This window comes from uncultured Algibacter sp. (assembly GCF_905480415.1).
Lineage (GTDB): Bacteria > Bacteroidota > Bacteroidia > Flavobacteriales > Flavobacteriaceae > Algibacter_B.
The window spans coordinates 1-9609 of record NZ_CAJQQI010000080.1 but is presented as its reverse complement, the minus strand read 5'-3'; the positions used below and the strand labels follow the sequence as shown (position 1 = coordinate 9609).

Below are 9609 nucleotides of genomic sequence, written 5' to 3'. Positions count from 1 at the left end.
AAGATTTACCAAAAACTTGATAACTTAAGTTTATTTCAGAATTAAACGCACCATTTTCGGTAGTAAAATTAGTAATGATGATATGTTCTAATGGATGTTTCAAATTACATTTTTATTTACAAATGAGATTCCCGCATTATTCATTGATTTTTATTTTAAATTAATAATTTCATGAATCTTCGTTTTCGCCGGGATGATAATTTCAATTGATGCCTTGAGATATATTCAAGGTATTATTTTTTTATATTGTTTTGAATGCTTGTGTTAAATCTGCTTTTAAATCTTCAACATCTTCAATTCCCACCGATAAACGAATTAAATCTCCAGACACACCAGCAGAAGCTTGTTCCGCTTCATCTAATTGTTGATGAGTTGTACTTCCAGGATGGATAATAAGCGATTTTGTATCTCCAATATTGGCTAATAATGAGAATAACTTTGTGTTATCTGCTATCTTTTTAGCTGCCTCAAAACCACCTTTATGTCCAAATGTAACAATACCACTTTGCCCGTTTGGCAAATATTTATCAGCTAATTGTTTGTATTTGCTACTTTCTAATCCCGGATAATTAACCCAAGCCACTTCATCTTGCGCTTCTAACCATTTTGCCAATTCTAAAGCATTTTCACTGTGCTGTTTGATTCTTATTGGTAAGGTTTCTAATCCCTGAATAATATTGAATGCATTTGTTGGACTTAAAGCGCCTCCAAAATCTCTTAAACCTTCAAGAATTAATTTGAATGTATATGCTGCTGCACCTAAAGCTTCATGATATTTTAATCCGTGATATCCTGCTGAAGGCTCTGTAAATTCTGGGAATTTACCATTCGCCCAATTAAAAGTACCAGCATCTACAATAGCACCACCTAAAGATGTTCCTTGTCCGCCAATATATTTGGTTAAAGAATGTATTACAATGTTTGCTCCATGCTTTATTGGATTTAATAATGCTGGTGTCGCTACTGTATTATCGACTATAAAAGGCACTTCTGCCGCTTTAGAATGTTCTGCAATAGCTTCTAAATCTAAAACATCAAGTTTCGGATTCCCTAAAGATTCAACAAAAAATGCTCTGGTATTATCTTGTACGGCATCAGCAAAATTATCAGGGTTTGAAGCATCCACAAACGTTGTTGTAATGCCAAACCTTGGCAAGGTCACACTCAATAAATTGTATGTGCCTCCATATAAACTGCTTGAAGCTACAATATGATCGCCCGCTTTTAACAAGGTCAATAAACCTGTTGCAATAGCAGCAGTTCCAGATGCAAAAACAACGGCTCCAATACCACCTTCTAAAGCAGCTAAACGCTCTTGTAGTATTTGGTTTGTTGGGTTGTTTAATCGGGTATAAATAAAGCCTAATTCTTGCAAAGAAAACAGATTTGCTGCATGATCTGAGTTATTAAACACATATGATGTTGTTTGATAAATTGGCACCGCACGTGTACCTCCGTTTGCTGTAACATCGTGACCTGCATGTAATGCGTTTGTTGCTAATTTTAATGTACTCATTTTTCTAGATTTTTTTAATAAATTAATTAAAAAGTCAAAATGCGCTTTAAAAGCGTACTTAATAGAAAAATGTTAAAAAGAAAATATAAAATTACGTGAAGTAATTATTTTAGTTATCTATCCAAACACCGATAAATGAATCAGTAATCTAAGTAGAATTTAGCACCTTCTTTAATAAGTTTAAAGGGTTGCTAAGGCTTCAACGGGTCTAATCCCTCTGCCTTTCTTGATAACATTTCAGTAAGTGTTTGAACTTTGTGATGCAAATATAACCTCAGAAAAAGTTAGTATCCAAATATTTTAGAGGAAATTTTATTTTTATCTCAGATTTTTTTAATGTCGTTCTTGGTTTCTTTAAACTTATTTCTAATAATAAGTCCAATAGGTTTATTCTGAATCTTTGATTCTAGCCATGAAATAATATCCAAATATAAAAAGGCTCGACTTTCATATGGGTCATCCTCAAACTCTTTCAATTTCTTATGAAGTTTAATGAACTCACCTTTTACTTCATTTGGGTAAATATCACCTAGTCCTCTTAAAAACTTAATAAACTCCTTTTGCACTTCATACAAATCTTCCATTTTAATTAAAAACTTATAAGTACTCTTAATTAAAACCTCTAAATTATAATCAAGTCCAGCTTCATAATGCGCCACAAGATTTAATATCCTAGAGAAGCACAACAAATCCTCACGCATTTGTAATGATTTATTACTGATTATTTTTTCTAAAAAGTAGATGCATTTTTTATTATCACCAGCACCAAAATACATACTTGCAATTTTGTAATAAAACACCATAATATGATGTTCGTCAATACGATTCTTATAATTTTCTAAACGCTCTAGAACCTCATCGACTAAGGGTAAACCTTCAACAAAACTACCTTCTATAAAATGTAAATTAAATTTATTATTATGTATATATAAGAAAGCTAAACCATCAATATTATCATCTAAAGGAAACCATTTTTCTTTAGTAATAGCCTCTAATCTAGATAACGAAAATCTAAATTTTTTGTATTGCCTTAAATAGAATAAAGACTCTAGTAGATAATGATTTCCTCTTAGAAAAAATACGGGGTTTAAAACAATCATGTCTTTATTTTCATAGAACAAATCCACCCATTTTAAAGCATATTTATAGCAGGATAAAAAATCTTGAGTTAAAAAACTATACCATAAATGTGCTTTATAAAGCCATAGTTTTTCTCTCGTTCCTAATTCGTTAATATTATATTTAGGAAGTCTTGCATTAAAATAATCTGTGATTTTTTTTGTTTCGGCTTTATTTTTAACATAACCCGTTTTTAAAAACTGGCCGTATAACTGCAGTGACAAATTAGATAATTTACTAGCTAATACATTTTGCCTACTTAAATCTCTAGCCTGAATAGAAAGTTCGTCTGCTCTATTGTTTAGACTCCGAGTAATATACTGAGATTCAATAACCTTCTCAAGCTCAACAATTTCATAGGCCACATTTTTTTCTTCATTTGAAATTGCTAAATTTTTGGCTTTATCCAAAATTTTTAAACTTTGTTTATAAAGCCCTTTATGATATAATATAGTAGCAAAATCTAATTGTTCTCGAATTTGAATTCGGATATCTTGATGAGATGGATTTAATCGTAAACTAATTAAAATTTGTTTATACAGATGCGCTTTTAGGTTAGAAAGTTGCTGCTTCTTAACAATGCCCTTTTTTAGAATAGCGGCTTCATCATATGCTGAAAGTTTATCAAGAATATTAAAAAGCATCAAGAATTTTGAGTCTTCATTTACGCCCAATCGGCCAACATAAAGCTTGAATTGTCTTTTTTCCGATTTAGACAACGATTTTATTAATACAAATAAATTATCTTTTTGCTCTTTCGTCATAGTCATAAAAACAGTATTATTAAACTGATTTTCAATTATTTAAACTTTCCAACACCTAGTTAAACATCGTAAAATTTATATATGAAGTTCTGTATTTAACAAACCAAAATATACATTCGTATAACAATACGAAAATATATTTTAATAAATGTCTGATAATAAAGTCCAAATTTTTGATACTACACTACGAGACGGGGAGCAAGTCCCTGGTTGTAAATTGAATACTGAGCAGAAATTAGTTATTGCTGAACAGCTTGATTTATTGGGTGTAGATATTATTGAAGCTGGTTTTCCGGTGTCTAGTCCTGGAGATTTCAAATCAGTCCAAGAAATTTCAAAAATTGTAAAACATGCTACCGTTTGTGGTTTAACCCGCTCTGTAGAAAATGATATTAAAGTAGCTGGAGAAGCATTAAAATATGCAAAAATACCAAGGATTCATACAGGCATTGGAACTTCAGACTCTCATATAAAATTCAAATTCAAATCTACTCAAGAAGATATTATTGAACGTGCCGTAAAAGCCGTAAGTTATGCCAAATCTTTTGTTGAAGATGTTGAGTTTTATGCCGAGGATGCAGGCAGAACAGATAACGAATATTTAGCACGAGTTTGCGAAGCAGTTATTAAAGCTGGAGCAACGGTTTTAAACATTCCAGATACAACAGGGTACTGTCTTCCTCATGAATACGGAGCAAAAATAAAATATTTAAAAGAAAATGTAAAAGGTATTGACAGAGCTATATTATCTTGTCACTGTCATAACGATTTGGGTTTAGCTACAGCAAATTCTATTGAAGGCGTTATTAATGGCGCACGGCAAATTGAATGCACTATTAATGGTATTGGAGAACGTGCAGGAAACACCGCCTTAGAGGAAGTCGTTATGATTTTAAAGCAACACCCTTACTTAAATCTTGACACAGGCATTAATACAGAAATGCTGTATGGTATGAGCCAATTAGTGTCTGATAGCATGGGTATTTATACCCAGCCAAACAAGGCTATTGTTGGTGCTAATGCTTTTGCTCACAGTTCTGGAATTCATCAAGATGGTGTGATTAAAAATCGTGAAACTTACGAAATTATAGATCCTAAATCTGTTGGTGTAACAGAATCTGCTATTGTATTAACAGCAAGAAGCGGTAGAGCTGCATTAGCCTATAGAGCAAAAAAAGTAGGATACGAATTAACGAAACTTCAATTAGATGTAATCTATACAAATTTCCTAGATTTCGCCGATAAGAAAAAAGAAGTTAATGATAGTGATATCCACCAAATTATAGAAAAGAGCAAAATATATAACGAGATTATTTCCGCTTAAATAAAAATAAATGAAATTAAATATTGCCGTTTTACCAGGCGATGGTATCGGACCAGAAGTTATAGTACAAGCCGTCAAGGTTTTGAAAGCTATAGCCATGGAATTTAATCACATATTTACATTTCAAAAAGCATTGGTTGGTTCCAGCGCCATAGATAAAACAGGAAGCCCATTACCAGAAGAAACCATTAGCATCTGCAAAAAAGCAGATGCTGTTTTATTTGGGGCCATTGGGGACACAAAATATGATGAAGACCCTGATGCCAAAATACGTCCTGAACAAGGTTTATTAGGTATTCGTAAAGAATTAGACTTATATACCAACATCAGACCAATCATTGCTTATGAAGATTTACTAAGTAAATCTTCATTAAAAATTAAGCAAATAAAAGACACCAATATTCTTATTTATCGTGAATTAACTGGTGGTATTTACTTTGGAAAAAGACACCTAAGTAAGGATGGCAATACAGCATCAGACACTTGTGAATATAACCGTTTTGAAATCGAGCGTATTGCGCATTTAGCATTTAAAGCTGCACAATCTAGAAAACGCAAACTTACTCTAGTTGATAAAGCAAATGTATTGGAGAGCTCCCGTCTTTGGAGACGTATTGTAAAAGAATTAGCGCCGCAATATCCAAATGTTAGAGTTAATTACATGTACATTGATAACGCTGCTATGGAACTTATTATTCATCCAAGACAGTTTGATGTTATTTTAACCGAAAACATGTTTGGTGATATCCTATCAGAAGAAGCCAGCGTTATTGTTGGGTCTATTGGTTTATTAGCATCCGCATCTATTGGCGATAAATACGCTATGTTCGAACCCATTCATGGAGCATACACAAAAGCAGCAAATAAAGGAATTGCAAACCCTATTGCATCCATTCTATCGGCAGCTATGTTACTAGATCATTTTGGGCTTGACGAAGAAGCAGCCCTAGTAAGAGAAGGTGTCGATAAGTCTTTAAAACTTCATATTACCACACCGGATTTAAATAACAAATACGACAATATTAGCACCACAAAAGTGGGCGATTTTATAGAAGATTTTATACAAAATCCAGAAGAAACTAATCTAAACTTTACTAATATTCATTTAGGGCAATCCACTATTATTTAATTATTTGAGTTAGTCAACAAACAAATTAAACTAAACCATTTTTTTGGAAATGCCTTAAAAGCACATTATAACTAATGTGCTTTTTTAATATACTTTATTTTGACCTATTTGGACGACCACACTTATTTTAGATAAAGACGCAAAAAACAAAAAAAACAGAATTGATTGTAGAAGAATTAAATAAGAAATTTAGCAAGTAAATACACTAAAGCCAAAAGATAAAGTTCCGTTTCCAATAACTTTATCCATCGTTAAGGGAAGTTCGTGATAAAAATTTACTAAGCCTGTAAATTCTTAGACTGGGAATTTAGCCCGAATCTTATCCAAACACAAGTTATGAATACTTCCAGCATGTGTATGTTTTTTTGAAGTATCAGGAACATAAGTGCCATCTTGCACTTGTCCGCCAATTTTTTGGTAAGCTTCTCTAAAACTTTGTCCTTCAACCACCAAAGTATTTATATTATCAACAGTGAAAAGGTATTTATACAAATCACTATTTACATCAACGTTTTTCACAATAATTTGCTGAATGGAGTAGTTGAAAACATCTAAAATATCTTTAAGCTCTTCGAAAGCTGCAATCATATTTTCTTTTAACAACTGAAAATCTCTGTGATAACCACTCGGTAAATTATTAGTTATTAAAATCATTTCGGTTTGTAGCGCTTGAATCTTATTACACTTCCCACGGATTAACTCAAATACATCTGGGTTCTTTTTATGAGGCATAATGCTGCTTCCTGTTGTTAATTCATCAGGAAAAGATAAAAACCCAAAATTCTGACTCATATACAGACACACATCCATAGCAAAACGAGATAATGTATTACACAAACCACCTAATGCTGCTGCGATGGTTCGCTCGTTTTTACCTCTCCCCATTTGTGCAGCTACCACATTATATTTTAAAGTGGCAAAGCCCATTTCTTTGGTAGTTAATTCTCTATCAATTGGAAACGAACTTCCATATCCTGCTGCAGACCCTAAAGGGTTTTGGTCTACAGTTTTTATGGCAGCATCTAGCAAAAATACGTCATCAATCATGAGTTCTGCATAGGCAGAAAACCATAATCCGAAAGATGATGGCATCGCAACTTGTAAATGCGTATAACCAGGTAAAACTTTATCTTTATAGGTTTCAGCCAAACCTAAAAGCGTTTCAAAAAGGGTTTTTGTCTTGTCTTTTATAAGTTTTAAATGGTCTCTGTAATATAAATTGCAAGCCACTAAAACTTGATCATTTCTAGATCGCGCGGTGTGGATTTTTTTACCAACTTCACCTAAAGACTTAGTCAATTCAAATTCTATTTTAGAGTGCACATCTTCAAATTGCTCATCAATGACAAACGTACCATCTTCAATTTGCTTTTCTAGAGTTTTTAAGCCTCTTAGCAAATCAACCAATTCTTCAACAGTAATAATACCGATTTTTTGAAGCATTTTAGCATGTGCCTTTGATGCAATAACATCGTACTTTGCTATATGAATATCAATTTCTCGGTCGTTTCCAACGGTAAATTGTTCTATTTTTTTATCGATTGATATGCCTTTGTCCCAGAGTTTCATTTTAATAAATTTTAATTCTTAAAATTTAGAATAAAGAGAAAAGATCGCTTCGCTTTTAGAACAAAGACTCTGATTGAATACTTCAATCAAATCTCTTTTCGTGTTTCTCTATTCTTGATTCTTTTTAATATTATTTCGTTATATGAGACCCTTCGACTATGCTCAGGGTGACATAACGTTCTTATTTGTTTATACGATTACTCGATTTAACAATTCAATATAAATTTTAATACCTTCTTCAATCTCGTTTACATAAATAAATTCATCTGCTGAATGTGAACGCGTGCTATCTCCTGGTCCTAATTTTAAACTCGGACAAGACAAGACTGCTTGGTCTGATAATGTTGGTGACCCATAAGTGCTTCTGCCCATGGCGATACCTACTTTTACCAAATCGTGATCTACAGGAATTGATGATGAATTTAAACGTAAACTTCGTGGTGTAATACTAGTAACCGGTGCGTTCTCTTTTAAAATTTGCGCAACTTCTGCATTACTATAGGCATCATTTACACGAACATCAATCACCAAATCTACATGTCCTGGCACCACATTATGCTGTGAACCTGCACTAATTTGAGAAACCGTTAACTTCACATCGCCTAAAGCTTCAGAGCCTTTTTCAAACTTAAAATCTTTAAACCACTGTAAAGCTTCAATACTATTATAAATGGCGTTATTATCATTTGGATGTGCTGCATGACTTGGCGTACCTTCTATCACGGCATCAAACACAACCAATCCTTTTTCGGCAACCGCAAGATTCATTAAAGTTGGTTCGCCAACTATGGCAACATCTACTTTTGGTATAATAGATAACATACTGTTTAATCCATTTGGACCGCTACTTTCCTCTTCCGCGGAAGCGACAATAACCAAATTATATTTTAAATTTTCTTGATTATAAAAATGAGTAAATGTTGCCATTAACGACACTAAACAGCCGCCTGCATCATTACTTCCTAAACCGAATAATTTCCCATCTTCCACAAAGGCATTAAATGGATCGTTAGTATATGCTGAATTTGGTTTTACGGTATCGTGATGCGAGTTTAATAACAGCGTTGGTTTGCGGGAATCAAAATACTTATTTACTGCCCAAACATTATTTTTTGCACGTTTGAAAACTACATCATAACGCTTAAACCAATCTTCAATATGCAATGCTGTAACATATTCTTCAGAAGAAAAAGATTGCGTTTCTATCAGCTTTTTTAAAAGTGATATGGCATCATTTGTTAAGTCTTGTATCGCCATATTATAAAGTTATTGTCGTGAAATTATCATTCGCTTGGGTTAACATCGAGGTGTTTCCCATATTTATATTGTTGACGCCGTTTTTCAAGGCATCAAAACAATTTTCTAATTTAGGCAGCATACCATCTGCTATAATACCTTGTTCTAGTAGTTCTTTATAAACTTTTGAATCTATATGCCTAACCACCGAATCCTTGTCATTTATATCTCTTAAAACACCATTCAGTTCAAAACAATAATAAATAGATGTGTCATACAAATTACTCATCCCTACTGCTACTTGCGATGCTATTGTATCTGCATTTGTATTTAATAATTGACCGTTTCCATCATGCGTAATGGCACAAAAGACAGGTGTAAAATCAGTTTGAATTAACTTATCAATCGAATTATGTGCCACTTCCTTTACATCGCCTACAAAACCAAAATCAATCTCTTTTACTGGTCGCTTATCAGACTTGATACTGTTTACATCTGCACCAGTTAAACCAATGGCATCTGTGTTTAAGGCTTGTAATTTCGTAACCACATTCTTATTAACCAAACCACCATAAACCATGGTAATCACTTCTAAAGTGTCAGCATCAGTGATACGTCTACCATTTATCATTTTAGATTCTATACCTAATTTTGATGCCATATGAGTTGCGCGTTTACCGCCACCATGTACCAAAATTTTCTTCCCTTCTAAATTAGAAAATAATTCTAAAAAAGCATTCAAAGACGTTTCATCTTCAATGATGTTTCCTCCTATTTTTACTATGGATAGTTTTTCTTTAGACATTTTCTAGAATCTTTTTAAGCACCAATTGCGCTGCATACGTTCTGTTATTAGCTTGTTCAATCACTAACGAACTATCACTATCTAAAACTGCATCTTCAACAACTAAATTACGTCTTACCGGTAAACAATGCATGAATTTAGCATCGC

At 33.0% G+C, this 9609-nt stretch carries 7 protein-coding genes, 1 pseudogene and 1 riboswitch; of the genes and pseudogenes, 2 read left to right on the top strand and 6 right to left on the bottom strand.

Going from position 1 to position 9609, the window contains the following annotated elements; translation table 11 throughout:
- Positions 1 to 241: 241 nt before the first annotated feature.
- Complete coding sequence (locus QZ260_RS05950) at positions 242 to 1516, bottom strand: O-acetylhomoserine aminocarboxypropyltransferase/cysteine synthase family protein (protein ID WP_295983909.1); 1275 nt, start codon at positions 1514 to 1516, stop codon at positions 242 to 244.
- A gap of 110 nt (positions 1517 to 1626) precedes the next feature.
- A riboswitch (SAM riboswitch) is annotated at positions 1627 to 1752 on the bottom strand.
- Positions 1753 to 1839: 87 nt separating this feature from the next.
- Positions 1840 to 3399: a hypothetical protein gene (locus QZ260_RS05945; protein ID WP_295983912.1), complete on the bottom strand. Its 1560-nt coding sequence runs from the start codon at positions 3397 to 3399 to the stop codon at positions 1840 to 1842.
- Between the two features lie 148 nt (positions 3400 to 3547).
- Between QZ260_RS05945 and QZ260_RS05940 the strand changes: the two genes are divergently transcribed.
- Both QZ260_RS05940 and leuB read left to right on the top strand, forming a co-directional pair.
- Positions 3548 to 4723 (top strand): 2-isopropylmalate synthase, encoded by a 1176-nt coding sequence (locus QZ260_RS05940; RefSeq protein ID WP_295983906.1) that lies wholly within the window; start codon positions 3548 to 3550, stop codon positions 4721 to 4723.
- A gap of 10 nt (positions 4724 to 4733) precedes the next feature.
- Positions 4734 to 5852, top strand: coding sequence for a 3-isopropylmalate dehydrogenase (gene leuB / locus QZ260_RS05935; protein WP_295983901.1), 1119 nt, complete (start codon positions 4734 to 4736; stop codon positions 5850 to 5852).
- Between the two features lie 294 nt (positions 5853 to 6146).
- Here the strand turns inward: leuB and argH are convergent, their stop codons facing one another.
- The 4 genes and pseudogenes from argH to QZ260_RS05915 form a co-directional block, all read right to left on the bottom strand.
- Positions 6147 to 7421: an argininosuccinate lyase gene (gene argH, locus QZ260_RS05930; protein WP_295983899.1), complete on the bottom strand. Its 1275-nt coding sequence runs from the start codon at positions 7419 to 7421 to the stop codon at positions 6147 to 6149.
- A gap of 189 nt (positions 7422 to 7610) precedes the next feature.
- Positions 7611 to 8678, bottom strand: a complete 1068-nt coding sequence (locus QZ260_RS05925; protein WP_295983896.1) for a M20 family metallo-hydrolase — start codon at positions 8676 to 8678, stop codon at positions 7611 to 7613.
- Position 8679: 1 nt separating this feature from the next.
- Positions 8680 to 9462 carry an acetylglutamate kinase gene (gene argB, locus QZ260_RS05920; RefSeq protein WP_295983894.1) on the bottom strand — a complete coding sequence of 261 codons (783 nt, stop codon included), beginning with the start codon at positions 9460 to 9462 and terminating at the stop codon, positions 8680 to 8682.
- Positions 9455 to 9609, bottom strand: a pseudogene (locus QZ260_RS05915) (acetylornithine carbamoyltransferase); the annotation flags it as partial. The gene argB and the pseudogene QZ260_RS05915, both read right to left, overlap by 8 nt.